18 protein-coding genes are annotated in these 18,943 nt (G+C 36.9%); 8 read left to right on the plus strand and 10 right to left on the minus strand.

Annotated elements, in window-relative coordinates; translation table 11 throughout:
* From I5515_RS09385 to I5515_RS09400, 4 genes are all read right to left on the minus strand, one after another.
* On the minus strand, positions 1–255 hold a 255-nt coding region (locus tag I5515_RS09385; protein ID WP_199966089.1), incomplete at its 3' end, for an aminotransferase class III-fold pyridoxal phosphate-dependent enzyme.
* Between the two features lie 145 nt (positions 256–400).
* Positions 401–1,675, minus strand: coding sequence for a Glu/Leu/Phe/Val family dehydrogenase (locus I5515_RS09390; protein ID WP_199966091.1), 1,275 nt, complete (start codon positions 1,673–1,675; stop codon positions 401–403).
* Between the two features lie 1,031 nt (positions 1,676–2,706).
* Positions 2,707–4,155 (minus strand): amino acid permease, encoded by a 1,449-nt coding sequence (locus I5515_RS09395; RefSeq protein WP_199966093.1) that lies wholly within the window; start codon positions 4,153–4,155, stop codon positions 2,707–2,709.
* Positions 4,156–4,568: 413 nt separating this feature from the next.
* Positions 4,569–5,846: a hypothetical protein gene (locus I5515_RS09400; protein ID WP_199966095.1), complete on the minus strand. Its 1,278-nt coding sequence runs from the start codon at positions 5,844–5,846 to the stop codon at positions 4,569–4,571.
* Positions 5,847–5,972: 126 nt separating this feature from the next.
* Between I5515_RS09400 and I5515_RS09405 the strand changes: the two genes are divergently transcribed.
* Together I5515_RS09405 and I5515_RS09410 are read left to right on the plus strand one after the other, a co-directional pair.
* Entirely contained in the window at positions 5,973–6,761 is a 789-nt protein-coding gene (locus tag I5515_RS09405; RefSeq protein ID WP_199966097.1) for a class I SAM-dependent methyltransferase, read from the plus strand.
* Between the two features lie 27 nt (positions 6,762–6,788).
* Complete coding sequence (locus tag I5515_RS09410) at positions 6,789–7,319, plus strand: hypothetical protein (protein WP_199966099.1); 531 nt, start codon at positions 6,789–6,791, stop codon at positions 7,317–7,319.
* Positions 7,320–7,366: 47 nt separating this feature from the next.
* Here I5515_RS09410 and I5515_RS09415 read toward each other — a convergent pair whose 3' ends face one another.
* Together I5515_RS09415 and I5515_RS09420 are read right to left on the minus strand one after the other, a co-directional pair.
* Entirely contained in the window at positions 7,367–7,939 is a 573-nt protein-coding gene (locus I5515_RS09415; RefSeq protein WP_199966101.1) for a hypothetical protein, read from the minus strand.
* A gap of 137 nt (positions 7,940–8,076) precedes the next feature.
* Positions 8,077–8,544: a Holliday junction resolvase-like protein gene (locus I5515_RS09420; protein ID WP_199966103.1), complete on the minus strand. Its 468-nt coding sequence runs from the start codon at positions 8,542–8,544 to the stop codon at positions 8,077–8,079.
* 160 nt (positions 8,545–8,704) lie between these two features.
* Between I5515_RS09420 and I5515_RS09425 the strand changes: the two genes are divergently transcribed.
* The 4 genes from I5515_RS09425 (at position 8,705) to yccS (ending at position 13,646) form a co-directional block, all read left to right on the plus strand.
* Positions 8,705–9,349: a ParA family protein gene (locus I5515_RS09425; protein WP_199966106.1), complete on the plus strand. Its 645-nt coding sequence runs from the start codon at positions 8,705–8,707 to the stop codon at positions 9,347–9,349.
* Between the two features lie 129 nt (positions 9,350–9,478).
* Positions 9,479–10,597 (plus strand): AI-2E family transporter, encoded by a 1,119-nt coding sequence (locus I5515_RS09430; RefSeq protein ID WP_199966108.1) that lies wholly within the window; start codon positions 9,479–9,481, stop codon positions 10,595–10,597.
* A gap of 125 nt (positions 10,598–10,722) precedes the next feature.
* Positions 10,723–11,292 carry a superoxide dismutase family protein gene (sodC, locus tag I5515_RS09435; protein WP_199966672.1) on the plus strand — a complete coding sequence of 190 codons (570 nt, stop codon included), beginning with the start codon at positions 10,723–10,725 and terminating at the stop codon, positions 11,290–11,292.
* Between the two features lie 203 nt (positions 11,293–11,495).
* Positions 11,496–13,646, plus strand: a complete 2,151-nt coding sequence (gene yccS, locus I5515_RS09440) for a YccS family putative transporter (RefSeq protein WP_199966110.1) — start codon at positions 11,496–11,498, stop codon at positions 13,644–13,646.
* Between the two features lie 41 nt (positions 13,647–13,687).
* Here the strand turns inward: yccS and I5515_RS09445 are convergent, their stop codons facing one another.
* A complete protein-coding gene (locus I5515_RS09445; RefSeq protein WP_199966112.1) occupies positions 13,688–14,917 on the minus strand; it encodes an MFS transporter in 1,230 nt (409 codons plus the stop codon).
* A 356-nt stretch (positions 14,918–15,273) separates the two neighbouring features.
* Complete coding sequence (locus tag I5515_RS09450; protein ID WP_199966115.1) at positions 15,274–15,639, minus strand: hypothetical protein; 366 nt, start codon at positions 15,637–15,639, stop codon at positions 15,274–15,276.
* A gap of 242 nt (positions 15,640–15,881) precedes the next feature.
* Here I5515_RS09450 and I5515_RS09455 point away from each other — a divergent pair, with 242 nt between their 5' ends.
* Positions 15,882–16,469, plus strand: a complete 588-nt coding sequence (locus tag I5515_RS09455) for an NAD(P)H-dependent oxidoreductase (RefSeq protein ID WP_199966117.1) — start codon at positions 15,882–15,884, stop codon at positions 16,467–16,469.
* A 13-nt stretch (positions 16,470–16,482) separates the two neighbouring features.
* Positions 16,483–16,797, plus strand: a complete 315-nt coding sequence (locus I5515_RS09460; RefSeq protein ID WP_199966119.1) for a putative quinol monooxygenase — start codon at positions 16,483–16,485, stop codon at positions 16,795–16,797.
* A 46-nt stretch (positions 16,798–16,843) separates the two neighbouring features.
* Here I5515_RS09460 and I5515_RS09465 read toward each other — a convergent pair whose 3' ends face one another.
* On the minus strand, positions 16,844–17,212 hold the full coding sequence (locus tag I5515_RS09465; protein WP_042895372.1) for a hypothetical protein: 369 nt from the start codon (positions 17,210–17,212) through the stop codon (positions 16,844–16,846).
* 94 nt (positions 17,213–17,306) lie between these two features.
* Positions 17,307–18,716 carry an FAD-binding oxidoreductase gene (locus tag I5515_RS09470; protein ID WP_199966121.1) on the minus strand — a complete coding sequence of 470 codons (1,410 nt, stop codon included), beginning with the start codon at positions 18,714–18,716 and terminating at the stop codon, positions 17,307–17,309.
* Positions 18,717–18,943 lie beyond the last annotated feature (227 nt).

An 18,943-nucleotide genomic window follows, 5' to 3' on the forward strand; every position in this document is an offset into this window, starting at 1 on the left:
GACTGGTTCATTGGTATAACCATTGCCTACATGCCAAAGTTTTGTTGCTTGTTCTGTTAAAGCATTCACTGCCACTGGATGCGCATGACCTAATGCGTTTACTGCAATCCCGCCTGCAAAATCGATATATTCTTTATTTTCTTGATCCCAAATACGTGAACCTTCGCCACGTACCGGAATGAAATTTGCCGGTGCAAAAACTGGAACCATCCAGTCATTAAAGTTGCTTCGAGTTACAGAAATTGGCTGTTCCATGCTTACCTCAGTATCTATTTAATTTATTTAATCTGTCTTACTGTCTTTAATTTAATTAACTCAGAAAAAGGGACTGAACAAATAAACCCTATAACATCCTTTATATTTGCTCAGACCACTTTTTCTAAAAGGTAATTTCCGCAGATTAGCCTGGGAAAATACCGCGTTCTTTACGAGCTTTTAAAATACGCTCACATGCCAAAATGTAAGCTGCTGTACGTAAAGTACAAGCATTGCTGTTCGCTGTATTCCAAACGTCATCCATAGCCTGAACCATCAATTTGTCTAAACGCTCATTGATTTCTTCTTCAGTCCAGAAGTAGCTCGCCATGTCTTGAACCCATTCGAAGTAACTTACAGTTACACCGCCTGCGTTACATACAACGTCAGGTACCACAACAATGCCACGCTCAACTAACACGTCTTCAGCTTTAGGATAAGTCGGGCCGTTTGCGCCTTCTAAAATCAACTTAGCTTTAAGTTTTTGAGCACGGTCAACAGTGATTTGACCTTCCAATGCAGCAGGAACAATAATGTCAACTTCTGCTGTCCAGAAATCTTCATCAGCAATTGATTGAGCGCCAGCGAAGCCACCAATACCGCCTTGATTTGCATTTACGTGATCACGTAATGCTTCAAGATCGATACCATCAGCATTGAAAATAGTGCCTGTATGGTCTTGAACATGCGTAACTTTCGCTTTTGATTCAACAAACAAGAAAGCAGCTTCACTACCTACGTTACCAAAACCTTGAATAGCGATTTTCGCGCCTTCAATTGGTAAATTGATTTTTGCAGCTACTTCACGACCTGTAACAAATACACCACGACCAGTCGCTTTTACACGACCTAAAGAACCGCCCAAGTGAACTGGTTTACCAGTTACAACACCAGTTACTGTGTAACCTTGGCTCGTAGAATAAGTATCCATCATCCAACCCATAATATTGGCATTTGTACCAACGTCTGGAGCAGGAATATCTTTTTGAGGCCCGATAATGTGACCAATTTCAGTCGTGTAACGACGAGTCAAACGCTCTAATTCACGATTTGACAATTTACGCGGATCAACACGGATACCACCTTTCGCACCGCCAAATGGCAAGTTTAAAACAGCAGTTTTAATTGTCATCCATGCAGACAACGCCATAACTTCGTTCAAATCAACATTTGGATGGTAACGAACACCGCCTTTACCAGGACCACGAGACAAGTTGTGTTGTACACGGTAGCCTTCAAAGTGCTGGATAGAACCGTCGTCCATTACAATTGGCACGTCTACAATAAGCGCACGTTTTGGACGTTTTAAAGTGTCGATAAACTCTGCCAAGTGGTCTAAGTACGGAGCAACACGGTCAATTTGTGCCAAGTAAGTTTGCCATGCATCGCTATGTTCATTAACGTATGAAAGATCTGCCATCTTTTTTCCTATATACCTTCATAGACTCAGAATTGATAAATCTGCAGTCTTTATTATTTAGCAACTAAGACATTGAAATAACAATGCTTTAGTTTATTTACTAAATCTTTTGCCCTTCTAAAGCATCAGACTTTTTAAATTCCATTTGTTGATACTAAAAGTATGATCTACTTTTAGATATCGATATCTTTTACAAGTTTTCTTTTGTCTAAATTGCTTTTATAAAGATAGCTTTATAAAAGCAAAAACTAACCGCAACCAACTAAAACCAGCCGGCTGAAATATGAATACAAAAGAAGTGACATAACCGTTTGGGAGTTAAAAAGAACTATGATTTACAAAAATCATGAGTCCATAAAATTATTTTTGACTAATCGATAGATCCCTCCATTAGTCTTTTTAAAAATAAACTTTGTTCAATAATCCTACAGATTAATTATTTCCACACATACCGCTTAAAATTAAGCCGAAACATAGATATAAAATCTTCCGACAAATATAGCATAGAGCACGCTCATTTAGAACATTTTAAAATAAATAAGCAGAGAAAAAATAATCAAATCGCGTCGTCTTTTATAATAAAAAAACAACAAATATTAAAAAACACTTAACTCTAATAAAAAAAAATTATAGAAAATAAACATTCATAAATATAAAAAATGTAAATATTTTTTGTTTTATATAACAGCAATTTAACAAATCTACTCTTTTAAAAAACTACCAAAAAAATATATCTTCTCCACAATAAATCCATATTATCACTATTCTAACTCCCCACTCTAAAAAACTAAAAACACCTGTTTATTAAATAACAAGGCTAAACATAGACTTAATCAAATATTTATAATAAATAAATATTAATAAAAAACCGACAAACGGTGAATTTTTAAAACAACATTTGTTTCCATGATTAAAAACAAAAAAACATTTTTAAAAAAAATATATATAATTCGTCCATTTTAACTTCCTACAGAGCATAAAAAAGGCCCCAAATGGGACCTTTAGACTGTGCTTGCTAAGATATACGATGCTTAACTCTGTACCACATCACTCTGTACTACATCTTTCTTATGATAAAAAATGAAGTAACTCGCATAACATAAAAGAATAAAAACAACACAACAGATAAAGCCGACTTGCATCGAAGGGTCAACCACCATACTAATACATGTAATAGTACAGAACAGACCGCCCACAATCGGAGTCAACGGAAACAAAGGAGCTGCGAAACGTAAATCTTTTGCTGTTTTACCAGATTTATACCACTGTCTACGGAAATTGAATTGAGATACGCAAATTGCAATCCACACAACCACCATGGTAAACGCGGCAACACCCAATAAATTTTTAAAGATTGTCTCAGGGGCAAACTGCTCTGAAAGCAACCCAGGTATTGCACCAAACATCGTCACAATAATAGCAACGATTGGCGTTCCTGAAGGAGTAAGCTTTGAAAATATTTTTGGTAACTGATTTTTTACTGAAAGTGACCACATCATACGTGAAGCGGCAAATAAACCAGAATTAGCAGCTGACAGTAAAGCCGTAATGATTACAAAGCGAATAATGTCTTCTGCATAAGGAATACCAATGTAATTAAACACAGTCACAAAGGGGCTATTACTTACTTCATTTGCATTCAAACCTGCAAGCTCGAATGGCAATAATGAAGTAATCACAACAATTGTACCAACAAAGAAAATTAATAGACGCCAAATGGCTGCATTAATCGCCTTTGGGACGGTCTTTTCAGGATTTTCAGTCTCACCAGCCGCCACCCCAATTAACTCTGTACCCGAAAATGCAAAATTAACGATCAGCATAGTTGCAAAAATTGGAAATAAACCGTGAGGAAACCAACCTTCTGCTGTCAAATTACTAAATAATGGTGCCGTCTCATGTCCGTGGTAAGGGATAAAACCAAAAATTGCCAACAAACCCAAACCAATAAAACAGATAATCGTAACAACTTTGACAAGTGCCAACCAAAATTCAGACTCAGCAAACAATCGTGTTGAACTAACATTCAAGAAAAAAACTAAGGCACCAAAACACAGAGTCCACGCCCAAACAGAGGTCGTTGGAAACCACTCACGAACCAATAAAGCCGCAGCTGTAAACTCTGTTCCTAGAGTCGCAGTCCAAGTTAGCCAATAGAGCCAAGTAATCATATAGCCTGTGCCTGGACCAATATAACGCCGAGCATACTCACCGAATGACCCTGATTCCGGTACATGTACCGCAAGCTCACCAAGACATAACATCACGGTATAGGCAATTAAACCGCCTAAAAAATAAGAAATAATCGCGCCAATCGGGCCAGCCTGGGAAATTACATCACCCGACCCTAAAAAAAGACCTGTTCCTATGGCACCGCCAAGGGAGATCATCACCAAATGCCGAGTACTCATTGCTCGTTTCAAAGGTGCAGAACTTCCATGTTGCGATGCATCATTATTCCGATAATTTAATGATTGCATATAAAAAACTGTAACGACAATTTAGTAAAAAATCATTTTAGGATAAAAAAATAAATATGCAATTATCTTTAGATAGTGTACTTATTTTAAGCACACCTTTTCTTTATAAATAAAATAATCAATAAAAACAAAATATTATAAAAAAACAGGGTTATGCATGTATTTTAATTAACCTTATAATATTTCTATAATTTATACATAAGTAAAACCCATTTATTTTTAAACATACTATTTATACTCGAAACTGGTTATATCAACTTTTAATACGCTAAATACCTACATAACAAACACACCATTTATTTAAATAATGATTTTTAATTTAATATATAAATAAATTTATGAAAAAATATTTTTTAAGCAAAAAATAAAGCTCAAACCTAAAGATTTGAGCTTTATTTAACCACTACAAAGTTTTAATAGCTGATTGAGATCAGTTGCTCAGTTGGCTGGATTGAACCTTCTATAAATTCACACGTCCCTTGTTCATCACAAGATAAATTTAATTGTTTATAGCTGATTGCAAAAAAGTCGGAATATTTTTTGATTACAAATGGACTCATATCAGAGGTTAAAGGATCTTCACGCTTGAACAATTTAATGACTTTGCGATCATTCATCCCTAACAAATAAGTTTCATTATTTAATTTAATGTGCACTACACCTGTGTGTTCAGCCACAATTGGAATTAAATAAGACTTACTTGCTAATAGAACATCTAGAGCGTAATTCTCAAACTTTGAATTAATGAGGTTGAATACCAAAATTAAGTCAAAGTTATTCTGCAAACCTAATTTATAGTGTGCATCTTGCTGAGTTTGCTGGACTTTGATACCTAGTTTTTGAAAATCCTGCTCAGTTGCTTGCTTTGTTTTGATAAGGCTACGGGTAATAGCTTGCTTGAGGGGGTTATCAAAATAACGCTCATCTAACTGAAAATCATTTTGACGCAATATTTTTAATAACATGCTGTCATGATGCAAAAGCACATGCGCCAGCACATTACGGAAATAAAACTTACTTTGTTTTTTAACCTTACGAACGTGTTGATAAAAATACGTTTCATCAAATTCATGTTCAATAAAATCATGTAAGAGACTAGAACTTGCCAATACAGATAAGGCTTCATGTCCAGTAAATGGCAAATGAATCGTATGTATATGAGGTACTAACTCTTTTATTTTTAAATAATGTTCCCGATCAATTGCAAAGTACGGATCATAGACAGCAATATATTCACGCTGTGAACTTACATCTTCTGGCTGTATATGCATATCCTGATTTGCGACTGCATCGAAAAATTCCGCATAACGACGGTCTTCAACCTGATCAGGATCAATTGAATATTGAGGCACAAATGCAATCACACGATTCATATTCAATAAATTGGAATATTTAATCGCCGCATAGCCGCCCATTGAACCACCATAACCGACAATATTCTTAAAACGCTGAAGAATAGGCGCAATAGCCTGTGCCAGCTCAACCATGCTAGCTTTAGGAAACCATGATTTTTGTTTTGGCATAATCCCAATAACATTGTATTGGTATTTAATTAGGGACTTTTCAGCATTGATAGATAAGCCACTCGCTCGGGTAATCAAATCGCCAAAAGAGAGAACCAATGTATTAGAATCGCCTGGTAAAAAAATGGCTCTAATGTGTTCGTCTTCAAAAATAATTTGCTTATCCATGCTCACACCGAAAGAAAATTTACTCCCACATACAATGTCAAAATGAAACAAAATAGGTGTTTTGCCAATTTATGATTGCGGAGTATCTTATTTTATAGATGCCAGTCAGATTAAAAAGCGCAAAATATGACACAATCCTTACATCCTGCCGCTCAAAAAGGCTTCAGTTCAGCTGCTGAACTTTATCAGCAAGTTAGACCTAATTATCCCGCAGAAATAGTGAGTTGGCTGCAAGATTCCCTCCAAATACAAGAAAACTCTACTGTTATTGATCTTGGCTCCGGTACTGGCAAATTCTTACCTTACCTAAAACAAACCCATGCAGACATTATCGCAGTCGAGCCAATTGGCGAGATGTTACAGCAGCTTCAACACGTTTATCCTGATATCAAAATATTACAGGCTTTTAGTGACTCAATTCCAATTAAGGATCATACAATTGATGCCATTGTCTGCGCGCAATCTTTTCACTGGTTTGACAACATGGCAACCCTAACAGAAATGTATAGAGTGTTAAAACCACAAGGGCATTTGGGACTAGTTTGGAACCAACGAGATGAGCGTACAGATTGGGTTAAGGCTTTAGCTGATTTCTTAGTTCCATTTGAAGGTGACACCCCCCGCTATCATAGTGGAAAGTGGAAGCGCGTTTTTGAGCAACAAGATTTGTTTGTATTTGATCGCCTGCAAACATTTACTCAATCACAACGTGGTAGTGTCGAACAAGTCGTGAGTAAACGATTACTTTCAACGAGTTTTATTGCAGCAATGCCTGAAAAAGATCAATTACAACTCAAAGCACAATTTGAAAAAATTGTTTATGATTTTACTGGGCTTAACCCTCAAGATCAGATTGATTTTCCATATATCACATTTGCATATCACTTTCAGAAAAGTACGTTATCCGTTAGATAATAGTGAAAATAGGTTTGGTTGAAAGTTATGAATAGAAAAACACCTCCAGTCATATTAATGACTTTACTTTGCTCTAGCCTGCTTCTTTCGGCTTGTAAAAAAGCAGATGAACCAGCAAAAACTCAGCAACAGGCGACAACTCCAACAGATCAAGTGTTAGAGAAACTCAATGAAAGACCAGTCAAAACATTTCCAGCCACTGCTGATGATGAACATGATATTTCTATATTAGAAGATTATGACCGTCGCTTTACAGAAATGAGTGATGAGATGGAAAATGAGTTAGCAAAAATGCATGAAGCTGGAACACTCACCACTGAGTTTGAGCAGCAGCGTACACTCGATAATGTTCGTTCTGCTTTAACCATGCTAAAAAATTTAGATTTAAAAACTGAACAAGGCCGCTATATTCAAGGTTTACTTTATCAATATTGGGAAAACCAAGAAAAACATTATTCTGATAAACAAGTGAATAAAGCTGACCGAGTCAATGAACTAGCAGACTATTTACAAGCACAAAATCAATTAAAGTACTGGAAAGCATCTCAGCCTCATTAATAATGCTCCATATAAAAAAGCCTTCATCTAAGTGAAGGCTTTTTTGATTATATATTTTGTTTTTCAACCCAATGAATAGCTTGCACACGGAACAATTCACATGCGCCATCGCCAGTATCAGTTCGAGTAAGCGAAGATTTCCAGACTAAGTTTTTATCTTTAATCTCGACGAGATCACCTTTTAGATAGACTAGATCCCCTCGTTTAACCTGTTTAATCTGCTGAGCAATTTCTGGATTTGCAGGAATGATATGCATATTTGATACCATCTGCATCGCTTGATCTGCCGGCACTGGAAGTTTGCTCATTTTCCAGTTCAAATAGCGATCATATTGTTTAACTGAGATCGTACGAGCAATATCTGGTTTTGCAAAGAGTCCCCAACTAACTGCATAATCAATCGGGGAAAATTTAGCTTGCTCATCATTTTGATAAGTTTTTGAACCTAAAATTCTAAAATTGCCTTGAAATGGCTGCAATACAGAAATCGACTGATCTTTCTCAATAGGTAACAAACCATTCGCAATATTATATTCACCAGAAGTAGATGCCGTCGAAGCAAAAGCTGAGCTGATACATAAAGAGGCCAACAAACCTATCATTACATGTTGTTTTTTCATCGCTTTATACCTCAAATATTGCTAGATCAAATCGAATAGATCCTCATTTTATCTTAGTATTAAGCCATGAAAAAAATATCGGATTTTAGTAACAATACAGATCAATTTCGTCTATTTTTGTGCACTCAAAATTAAAGCTAATCGTCAAAATTAATTCTTAAAGTTTCAAAACGAACCTTCCCCTGTTGAACAGCTTGTGCAATTGCTTGTTGCCCTTTCGTTAGTCTTGCGCCACCACTTTTTACATCTAATAAAATAATATTAATGTCTTCAGCCGTTCCATCGCCATCTCGAAAGTCGGTGTATCCATCAAAAATGACATAATCGACCGGATCACCTAAAAATTTTGCATCGCTAGGCAAGTACTGAAATTCAGGCAAAACTGGAGCAAATTGTTCGGCCATTTTTCCTTTTAATACCGCGCGACTCGTATTGACACTCCTCTTTTGTGCTTGGGTAAGCGCTTGTTGGTGCTCCAATTCAAGTTCAGTAATATATTGCTCGTATTCAGCCTTAATTCGACCGTTACGAGTATTTGATAAAATCAGGGTAGTGATAATAATTCCAATACCAGCACCAATAAGCATGGCAAGCCATACGGACATAAATTTTCCTTAACAAGTACAAATCAACATTACAGAGCTCTAATCATATCTAAAATGACGAAACAGCTTAAACTTTTGTCAAAGGTGATCATCTACTTCTCATAAAAAGATGCTAAGGTATAAAACATAAACAAATGTGCTGCTGAAAATAATTGGATTTATGAAAACGATACTTATTGCAAATCAGAAGGGCGGATGCGGAAAAACTATGACGGCCATTACGTTGGCAACGGCATTGGCACAAAAAGGATATAAAGTAGCTTTAGCAGATTCGGACAACCAAAAATCAGCTTTACAATGGTTAAAACAACGCCCTGATACAGTCGCTGCGATTCAAAGCCTAGACTGGCGCCAAGAAAAGTCGATTGGTGATGCGCCGAAACATCTGGATTATTTAATTATTGATGCTCCGGGTGCACTTTCAGGTGAGCATGCTGAACAACTCATTAGCGAAGCACATGCCATCATTACACCGCTTCAACCTTCATTTTTCGATATTGATAGCACTCGTCGCTTTTTAAAGCATTTACAAGATATTAAGCGTATTCGTAAAGGTAAAGTTCAGATTTTACTTTTGGCTAATCGTGTAAAACCTAATAGTGCTAGTTCAAAAGATATTCAACAATTTTTTGAAAAAATTGAACAAGAACCTGTGGCGTGGATTGCGGAACGTAGCGCTTACGGTAGCTTAGCTATGCAAGGTTTAAGCATTTTTGATAAACCACAAAAAAACTTTATTACTATTCAAAATCAATGGCAACCTGTACTCAATAAATTGGTTGAAGATAAGACCGAGTGGTTCTAATTTTATTTTGACCTATATAAATAAAAGTCGGGTGTAAACTTTTTTGCACTCCGGCCTTAAAATTTGCCTCAGATTATTTTTCAGTTAAGATGACTTTATTCTATTTAGAAAATTAGAGAAATATTTTTCGTGCATCCATACGCTCCTAATTTACAGCGCGTTTTACTTTTTGGGCTGTTTTTTATTTTGATCTTTTTAGGATTTGATATCCTAAAATATTTTATTGTACCTGTACTTTGGGCTGCCATCATTGCTTATATGACTTGGCCTATTTATTTAAGGATTCAACGTTTTGTTGGTGAAACCCGCCACACTTTAAACGCCACTCTCATGATTAGCCTAGTCATTTTAGTTGTTGGTGTGCCTTTTACATGTGCTATTTTTATTTTGCAACATGAAGGCCGTAATCTATATTTTGACTTACAACGACAGGTTTTTTCAGGGAATTTAAGTGTTCCTGACTTCATACGTGATCTTCCTTTTATTGGAAAAGAAATTTCCCGCACACTCAATGAAATAAATACCGACCCCAACAGCACCATTCAAAATATGGCAGCTTGGATTCAGAGCCATTTAAGTTATGGCCGAGTATTGCTCAATGAAATTAGTAAAAATATTGTCAAACTTGGCTTTGCTGTTTTCACCTTGTTTTTCTTCTATCGCGATGGGCAAATGATCTTAAATCAGGTCAGCAAAGCGTTAGAAATGGTTATAGGACCTCGAATTCACCATTACCTTGATACCATTTCTGAAACTACTCGTGCTGTAGTCTACGGAGTAGGTTTAACAGCAATTGCCCAAGCCGTCTTAGCTGGATTAAGTTATTTAGTGGCAGGCGTACCAAACCCAATGGTACTTACTATTGCTACGTTCTTATTAGCCCTCATCCCTTTTGGCACCCCAATTTCCTATTTAGGAGTTGGCTTATGGTTGTTCTCTCAAGGACAAACCATGGAAGCAATTGGTGTGAGTGTTTGGGGGGTAGCGATTGTTAGTAGCTCAGATAATGTGATTCGACCACTTGTGATTTCTGGTGCCACTAAAATTCCATTCTTATTAATTATGTTTGGTGTGTTAGGTGGTATTGCGAGCTTCGGATTGGTGGGCTTATTTATTGGACCTGTAATTCTGGCTATTTTACTAGCAATTTGGCGTGAATGGTTACATGAAACCATTGATCCTGAACCTATGCCAAAAACGACTATGATTTATGATTCTGAGAGTGAATCTTCAGATTATAAAGATTGATATATTTATTTAATTTAAAAATGTTTCTAGATACAAAGTAACTATTTAAATTAACTTGTAGGCTAGACCTTCGTTTGTTTGAATCAAACCATCATATATATTTATAAGGACATCCAATCATGCAGATGTTTAATAAAATTGGCGCAGTCTTTGCGCTTACAACTCTTTTTACGGTTGGCTGTAGTTCAGTCACAAAAACTGTATCTGATACAGCTCAAGCATTAACCACAACGCATACGAAAAAAGTGGTCGATGTAAATGAAGTAACAGCCACTGGTATTGGTAAAAAACTAGGTACGATTAGCTTTCAAGATAGTGACAAAGGCTTAATTATTACTCCAGCTTTAGCTGATTTACCAAGTGGTACGCGCGGTTTTCATATTCATGAAAATGCCTCTTGCGCACCTGCTGAGAAAGATGGAAAACCTGGTGCTGCTTTAGCTGCTGGTAATCACTACAATCCGAACAAAGCCCCTCATCATGGCACTCCAACAACTGGTCACTTAGGTGATTTACCTGCTTTAGTGGTCGATAATAATGGTGTTGCAACGACTTCCGTGATTGCACCTCGACTAAAACTTGCTGATATTCAAGGTCGAGCTATCATGATTCATGCAGGCGGCGATAATTATTCAGACTCGCCTCTTCCTCTCGGCGGTGGCGGAGCACGAATTGCATGTGGTGTGATTAAATAATTTATGTCTTTTTCAAATTGTGGGTATCTAAAAAGATATCCACAATTTTGTTAATTTATTGATCGTTACAACTTGATTTAAGCCTAATAAAATCTTAAAAAGTGACTGACTTTTGTAGATAAAAAGAATAATATTTTTGAAGTAATAAAAATTTAAAGTTACATACTGCTTTCTCACGTATTCTCTAATTTAGAACAAAAGCCGTGAACTATCTGACCCAAATATTTAATAGTTTTAAGACGAACTCAATTTTAATTTATTGCCTGCAAATTTTGATTGTACTCACAGGCACAACTTTAGGTTTACGTTGGCTAGGACATAACGAACTCATCGTTCCTGTGACTTTAGGAGCAATTGCAGCCGCGTTAACTGACTTTGATGATCGCTTAAGTATTCGATTACGTAACTTGGTTTACGTCTGTCTCCTTTTTTTTACAGTCAGCAGTATCCTTGGCTTTTTAGCTCCCTACAAAATTTTCTTTATTTTATATCTTTCTCTTTCTAGTGCTTTTTTCATTTTATTAGGGGCTCTAGGGCAACGTTATGCCACAATTTCATTTGGCACTATTTTGCTTTCCATTTATAGCATGTTCGGTTTAGGTGAATATGCTCATTGGTATCAACAACCTACCTATTTTGTTTACGGCGCTTTGTGGTACGGTTTCACTTCTATTTTATTTTTTATTATTAAACCGACACTTCCCTTACAAGATAAGCTCTCACAAATTTTTAAAGAAATCTCTGCTCTACTGCAAGCAAAGGCACGTTTGTTCGATCCCGATAATAAAGAGAACGTGGAACAGCTTTTATATGAATTGTCCTTACAAAACACGCAAGTTGCTCAAAGTCTTAATCAGATACGCAGTTCCCTGCTCACTCGACTCAAGGCTTCACGCGTCAGTAATAAAAGTATCTATTGGCTAAACCTGTATTTTTTTGCGCGGGACATTCACGAACAAGCAACTTCTAATTATTTACATTACGAACATATTCAACAGAACTTTAGCCGTAGTGATTTGATTTTCCGTTTCCAGAAAAATCTACGCCTACAGGCGCAAGCGTGCCAAGATCTGGCCCAGTGTATTTTACATAATCGACCATCTCAACCTTCGCAAGAAAGTCAGACCGTCTTAAACCATTTAGAAAGTTCTTTGAAGGACTGGATACAGCAGCATCCTCAAAATTTTGAAGTTAAAAATTTAAGACTTATTTTTGATAATTTAAAAGGAATGCATGAACAGTTTGAACAACTCCAATATTCACAGCCCTTCCCTGAAAATAATAACCAAACAAGACAAGAACACTTAAATTTACTTGATGATGACATTCAAGGGTTTTCAGATCTAATCTTGAAGCTTCGGCAACAGCTTACGCCACAATCAGCCTTGTTTAGACATGCCATACGAATTGCCGTCGTTTTTGCCGCAGGTTATGCCATTTCATTATTACCATTTGCTCAGCATGGCTATTGGATTTTACTGACCAGTTTATTTGTCTGTCAGATTACTTATTTTGCGACAAAAAGCCGCCTTAAACTAAGAACAATTGGCACCCTACTCGGTGTTTTATTAGGAATACCCATTTTATATTTTGTACCGAGTATTGAGGGTCAGCTCGTCATTACGATTATTTGCGGAGTCTGCTTTTTCTACTTACGGCAAAAGAAATATGCTTTGGCTACGCTCATGGCAACCTTAATGGTGCTATTAATTTTTAACTTAAAAGGTGCGGGCTATAGCATTATTTTACCCCGCCTGATAGATACGCTATTAGGCTGTTTTATTGCATGGCTTGCCGTAAATTTTATATGGCCAGATTGGAACTTCCGCAACATTCCCAACAATATTAAGAAAAGTAGCAAAGCGACTCTAGATTATTTCAATGTGATTGTTGAGCAATATCAATATGGCAAAAATCAGGATATAGAATATCGTCGTATTCGTCGTGCCGCCCATAATGCTCAAATCGAGCTATCTAATATGATCTCAAGCTTAAGTGCGGAACCCAACCCGAACCCCCAACTCATTCATTACGCTTTTCGTTATTTAGTTTATAGCCACAGCCAGCTGAGCTATGTGGCAGCCTTAGGTAGCCAACGGCAAAAAATTGATGAAGAGCAAGTTTTGCAATTATTACTACACTGCCAACAAATTCTGAGTCAGAGCGTACTTGAGCAAACCCTCCCCGATCACACACTTATTTCTGAAATATTAAAAAAAATTCAAGACTTAACCACTCAGGAACAACTATCCGAGAAATATACATTGGTCTTGAAACAAATCAGCTTATTATTAGAAACATTACCAGAGCTGCTAATGCTTAAAGACAAACTTTTAGAGCAAGAAATTACCTAATATTAAAAAAATACCGGAATATAAATTCCGGTATTTTTTATTTAGTTGCTACCTTGGTGCAGCCTCTCTTGCATTTCCTGCTTTAAAGCACTTCGTGGTTGACTAAACCAAAGAGCAATAAAGGTAAATGCAGATAATACAAAAGCCCACAAATGAAATTGTGTGTAGAGGTAACGCACCAGCTCAATCATTGCAAAAAAACTCATCATCAATAGCATTGAAACTGCTGCCGCAACAGTTCCTTTTGATACTTCAGATGACATGAGTGCAAAACGATACAAGACTGAAAAGCTAATTCCTTCACCAAAACAGATGAGTGTCATGCCTGTAAGTAAACAAGGAATTAAATAGGTTTGCCAAACTACACCTAATATTAAAATAAGTGTACCGATAAGCATAATCGGTAGACCAATCAGGATAGTTTTACCCAAAGCTAGACGGTCAATAATTTTAATTAAAACAATGTTTCCGACAATCAGACCTAAAAATACTGGAAATTGAGCCAAGCCATATTGCACACTCGTCAGCTTCAATTCATCTACCAAAATAATTGGAGATAGAGCAATCCAGAGCATTAAAGGCATGCCGACCAACGGTAAAGCAAGACTTAAGCCTAAAAAACGGCTGTTGGTGAACACCTTTTTAAAATCATCAAAAAGATAGCTAAAGGGTTGCCGAGTTACACTGGCCTGCTGACTTGGCATCTGTTTTTTCAAACCTATCCAACTCAGTAATGCCAATACAGCGATAGCTACAAAGCCCCAATGCCAAGACACATAATCAATTAGAAATGCTCCTAATACAGGTCCGAGCAAAGGTGCAAGCAACGAAATATTTGCCATGAGTGCCATGACTTTAATTGCATCACGCTCAGCAAAGCTCTCTTGAATGGCGGCATAACCCACTGCTGAAATTACAGTTAAGCCAATTCCCTGCAAAAATCTTAATGCCAGAAATTGTTCTATTTGCCGCGTTAGTAAAATTAAAAAGCAGCATAGAGCAAAGAATAAAACGCCTGCCAACAATACTTTTTTTCGACCTAAACGATCTGATAAAGGCCCCAGTAACCATGCAACCGAGGCGCCTCCTAATAAATAAAATGACATTGAAGATGGTGCCCAAGTCGCACTTACACCAAAATCCTCAGTAATTGCCAACATGGCTGGCTGAATTAAGTCATTACCAATATAAACCGCAAATTCAAATAGCACTAAGGCCAACGGAAACATCAACGTTGTACGGTTCAACGTTGCCGTCTGAATATTTTTCATGAGTTGTACACTTCAAAATAGCAGCCAATATGTCTTAGCAACCACACATTGATAAATGTAGTCCTGACATGACAGTATGGTCACTCAATCTTTAGTTAAGTTTTATATGCCGTGAGAGTGCATGTTTAGAATGTGAAACACCGTATTCACAAGGTGTCTAAGAAAAGAATATATATGACTTAAGATTCGGTAATTTTTACCATTTGGCATAACTACCGAGCGCAACAATATCACTTTTTAAATTGATCATCAATCGGACAATTTCAAGAAGTTTAAATCTTATATTTTTTATTCACACCCATTTTTTTATTGTGAATAACCTTGAAGTTATCCACATATATAATAAAAACGAGTCGTTATGGGCATGGATTAACTTGAAAGTCAGTTGTTTCTTGACCTTGGGCACATTGATAACTTTGCTTTTTATTTACGATTTTCCAGACTTGCTGGTCTCGCTTTAATAAATATTCTGTACGGACTTTTGTTATTGCATCTTCGCTAGGTTCTGTCTGTAAAATAGTGACCTGAGCATTAGAGGGATCATCAGCAGCATTCATTTGCTGTGAAATATCTAAATTGTTTGCATTATTTAAAAGATCTGGTTGATCAAGTAATACTGCTTGTATCGGGCTATCAGCAAGTTGAGCAGAAGAATTTTTAGCTGGTACACAAGCCGTAAGCGTTACTAGGCTAAAAGCAATCAGCAAACTCATTTTTCTCATACGCGATCTCTTAGATTTACTCAAATTTAATGCTAAAGACTACACATAATTTTGTCCGTTCAACATTGTAAATGTGCTTATAAATATAAAGCTTTTCTTCAGATCAAATAACTCAAAATGAGGTAGCAAATCAATATTATTGATTTTTAGTCAATAATATTTTTCAAATTAATGCATTTTTCTGTAAGAGTAAATTCCTTAGAGTACACACCAGATTTAGGAATTTAATTAGAGTGACTCCCATGAGTAATATTTTAGTGATTAATGGTGCCAAACAATTTGCCCATTCAAATGGTGAATTAAATGACACATTAACCACACTTGCAACGAACCACCTCAAAGAACTTGGACATGACGTCCAAGTGACCCGTGCCGATAGCGATTACGATGCAGAAAATGAAGTTGAAAAATTCTTATGGGCTGACGTAGTGATTTACCAAATGCCAGGTTGGTGGATGGGTGCACCTTGGACTGTAAAAAAATATATTGATGATGTATTTACTGTGGGCCATGGCTCACTTTATGCAAATGATGGTCGTAGTCGTTCAGATGCCTCAAAAAAATATGGTTCAGGTGGTCTAATTCATGACAAAAAATATATGCTGTCATTGACTTGGAATGCCCCGATGGAAGCATTTGATGATGCAGATCAATTTTTCCACGGCGTGGGTGTAGATGGTGTTTATTTACCCTTTCACAAAGCAAACCAATTTTTGGGCATGAGTACATTACCAACGTTTATTGTTAATGACGTGATTAAAATGCCTGACGTTAATAGTTATGTTGAAGAATATAAAGCACACTTAAATACTGTATTTGCAGCAGCCTAATAAGGAGAAATCCATGCTTACCATTATTGCGGAAATTCGAACCAAATCAGCTGGACAGCATCGTCAAAACGTACTGGATGCTTTTCAAAAAATTATTCCAACTGTTTTAGCAGAAGATGGTTGTGATGGTTATGAACCTTTAATTGATCATATATCGGATGCCAGCTTTCAAACTAAAGAGCCTGACACAATTGTGATGTTAGAAAAATGGGAAAGTGTTGCTCATCTTGAAGCGCACTTAGCTACACCTCATATGCAAGCGCATCATGAAGCCGTTAAAGATGATGTCATTGATGTCAAAATTAAAATTTTAGAAAGCGGCGTATAATTTAGCCCATAAAAAAAGACGATATATTTATCGTCTTTTTTTGTTTTTAAGAACAAAGCTGGGTTTGGAATCCTCTTGAACCTTTGCCTCTCGCACACTGATAGCTTTTTTGCTTATTCTGCAACTGCCACTTTTCATCCACTAATTTAAATGCATATTCTGTTCGAATGGCCGAGACAGAATCATCCATTAAACCGGTTTGAATGACAGTAATACGAGAAACGGTTGGAGACTCTACTCGGTTGAACACTTGCTGAACTGAGGTGTTATTGTGCTCTTTTGCAATCTCTGGTTGAGCTTTAAGTACTTGTTGCATCGGAGTTTCCGAACCTACAAAAGGAATTAACTTACTGGTCGTCGCACACCCAGTAAAAAGTCCAGCGCAGAGCGCTGAAATTAAAAATAAACGTTGCATTTTTATCACCAAAAACAAAAGGCATAGCTTTATGATGCTATGCCTTTGTTGGTTACTCTGTAGAAACTATGTAGTTCTACAAAAGAAGCCTTATTTAAAGATCAAATAATTTACCCGGGTTCATTAAACCATTCGGGTCAAATACTTTCTTCAAAGCTTTCATATATTCAATTTCTTCAGCTGAACGTGAATATTCCAAATATGGCTTTTTCGTCATGCCCACACCATGCTCAGCAGAGATAGAACCATCGTATTTTTTCACGGTATCAAACACATACTTATTGACGACCTGACACTTCGCAAAGAACTCATCTTTGGTTAAGTTTTCAGGTTTTAAAATATTTAAGTGCAAGTTACCGTCACCAATATGACCGAACCAGCAAATTTCAAAGTCAGGATAGTTTTCTTGAACAATCGCATCAATCTCACGAATAAATGCAGGTACGTGAGTAATTAATACTGAAATATCGTTTTTGTATGGAGTGAAAGGCGCGATTGATTCAGAAATATCTTCGCGTAAACGCCACAAGCTTTCTACTTGGTCAAGGCTTTGGCTCATTACGCCATCAAATACCCAACCTTGCTCCATACAATGTTCAAAAATTTCCATCGCTTTATCGATAATCGGCTCATATGGTGCTTCAAATTCAAGCAATACATAGAACGGACATTCAGTTTCAAATGGACGTTGTACATGACCATTATTTAAAACTTTTTGCATTGCAAGTTCACCGAAGAACTCAAATGCAGTTAAATCGATATCTTTTTGGAAAGCATGTAATACAGGCATTACTGCATCAAAATCAGGAACACCTAAAACTAAAACTTGTAAGTTTTGTGGTTGACGCTCAAGTTTAATTTCTGCTTCAGTCACTAAACCTAATGTACCTTCACCACCAATAAACAAATGCTGTAATGCATAACCAGTTGCATTTTTAACCATGCCTTTGTTTAAACGTAAAATATCACCTTTACCAGTCACTACGGTTAAACCAAGCACCCAGTTACGTGTCATGCCGTATTTAATTACTTTAATACCACCGGCATTGGTTCCGATATTTCCGCCAATCTGGCTAGAGCCCGCAGACGCGAAGTCAACCGGATAATACATACCTTGCTCGGTCGCGTAATTTTGCAATTGTTCAGTCACAACACCAGCTTGCACTCGAACCATACGATCTGCAGGGAAGAACTCAAGAATCTGGTTCATCTTGTCCATGCTAATGACAATTTCACCATTGGTTGCTACGGCACCAGCAGAGAGACCAGTACGGCCACCTGAAGGGGTGATAGCAATATTAAATTGATTCGCAAGCTTCACAACAGCTTGAACTTGCTCAGTAGTCGATGGAAAAACGATGACCGATGGGTTCGGATTAAAATGCTTAGTATGATCTTTACCCCAGTTTTCAAGACTGTCAGCATCGATTTTAATACGGTTTTCACCGACGATTGCTGTTAATTGGGTAAGTAACTCAGGTGTTAAAGCGACTGGAGCATTCATCGTTTGCAGACCTAGCAAGAAGTAAACTGTGGTGGGACTATGACCTCATATTTCTCAAGGTTTTCACCTGAGCAAAGTCATAATGTTCAAGGAACAGCTATATTCTACATGCAACAGCTCAAGCGATAAAGTTCAGAATAGAGATACTGTCACTACAAAACATGTTTAACCCGACTAAATAGAGATTTATAAAGGTTCAGAATCACAATCTCTCTTAAGTTAGCTAA

This window comes from Acinetobacter calcoaceticus, assembly GCF_016508255.1.
GTDB classification, from domain to species: domain Bacteria; phylum Pseudomonadota; class Gammaproteobacteria; order Pseudomonadales; family Moraxellaceae; genus Acinetobacter; species Acinetobacter calcoaceticus_E.